1 rRNA gene is annotated in these 1,644 nt (G+C 53.0%); it reads right to left on the bottom strand.

What is annotated here, in order from left to right:
• Nucleotides 1–45: 45 nt before the first annotated feature.
• Nucleotides 46–1,587, bottom strand: a 16S ribosomal RNA gene (locus tag BUR09_RS00005).
• Nucleotides 1,588–1,644: the final 57 nt, after the last annotated feature.

The raw sequence follows: 1,644 nt of genomic DNA, 5'->3' as shown, positions 1-1,644 counted from the left end.
AGCAAAACTCTTTGCAATTAAATAGCGAATCGGATTTTTTTCTTTAAAGGAGGTGATCCAGCCGCAGGTTCCCCTACGGCTACCTTGTTACGACTTCACCCCAATCATCAGCCCCACCGTAGACAGCTGCCTCCATTGCTGGTTAGCTCACTGGTTTCGGGTAGAACCAACTTTCGTGGTGTGACGGGCGGTGTGTACAAGGCCCGGGAACGCATTCACCCCGGCATGCTGATCCGGGATTACTAGCGATTCCGACTTCAAGGAGTCGAGTTGCAGACTCCTATCCGGACTGGGATGCACTTTCTGGGATTAGCTCCACCTCACGGTATCGCAACCCTTTGTATGCACCATTGTAGTACGTGTGTAGCCCCAGGCGTAAGGGCCATGATGACTTGACGTCGTCCCCACCTTCCTCCCGGTTAACCCGGGCAGTCTCCCTAGAGTGCTCAGCATTACCTGGTGGCAACTAAGGATAGGGGTTGCGCTCGTTGCGGGACTTAACCCAACACCTCACGGCACGAGCTGACGACAGCCATGCAGCACCTGTCACTGCATTCCCCGAAGGGCACTGCCTAATTTCTTGGGCATTCGCAGGATGTCAAGCCTGGGTAAGGTTCTTCGCGTTGCATCGAATTAAACCACATACTCCACCGCTTGTGCGGGCCCCCGTCAATTTCTTTGAGTTTCAGCCTTGCGACCGTACTCCCCAGGCGGGGTACTTAACGCGTTAACTACGGCACCGAGGGTCAAGCCCCCAACACCTAGTACCCATCGTTTACGGCGTGGACTACCAGGGTATCTAATCCTGTTTGCTCCCCACGCTTTCGCTCCTCAGTGTCAGTAATAGTCCAGGAAGTCGCCTTCGCCACGGGTGTTCCTTCTGATCTCTACGGATTTCACTCCTACACCAGAAATTCCACTTCCCTCTCCTATACTCTAGCGATGCAGTATCAAGTGCAATTCCACGGTTGAGCCGTGGGCTTTCACACCTGACTTACAAAGCCACCTACGAGCGCTTTACGCCCAGTGATTCCGATTAACGCTTGCACCTTCAGTATTACCGCGGCTGCTGGCACTGAATTAGCCGGTGCTTCCTCTAGAGGTACCGTCAATTACTAAGAGTATTAATCTTAATAGGTTTCTTCCCTCTTGACAGGAGTTTACGATCCGAAAACCTTCATCCTCCACGCGGCGTCGCTGCGTCAGACTTTCGTCCATTGCGCAATATTCCCCACTGCTGCCTCCCGTAGGAGTCTGGGCCGTGTTCCAGTCCCAGTGTGGCAGGCCACCCTCTCAGGCCTGCTATTCATCGTTGCCACGGTAGGCCGTTACCCCACCGTCTAGCTAATGAAACGCGGACTCATCTACTGGCGAGAGCTTTCAAGAAGAGGCCCCCTTTCCCGTTACCAGCGTATACGGTATTAGCAGTCGTTTCCAACTGTTGTCCCGTACCAGTAGGTAGATAATCCACGCGTTACTCACCCGTGCGCCACTCTACTCGTTTCCGAAGAAACTTTCGCGTTCGACTTGCATGTGTTAGGCACGCCGCCAGCGTTCAATCTGAGCCAGAATCAAACTCTCCAGTTTAATAATTCTGTATTGTGACATCCACTACATCGTAGCAGATGACGCTAGCTGATCTCT

The organism is Halodesulfovibrio marinisediminis DSM 17456 (genome assembly GCF_900129975.1).
Taxonomy (GTDB): Bacteria; Desulfobacterota; Desulfovibrionia; order Desulfovibrionales; family Desulfovibrionaceae; genus Halodesulfovibrio; species Halodesulfovibrio marinisediminis.
Note: the sequence above shows the minus strand (reverse complement) of the source record. Positions and strands in the feature narration are given on the sequence as shown.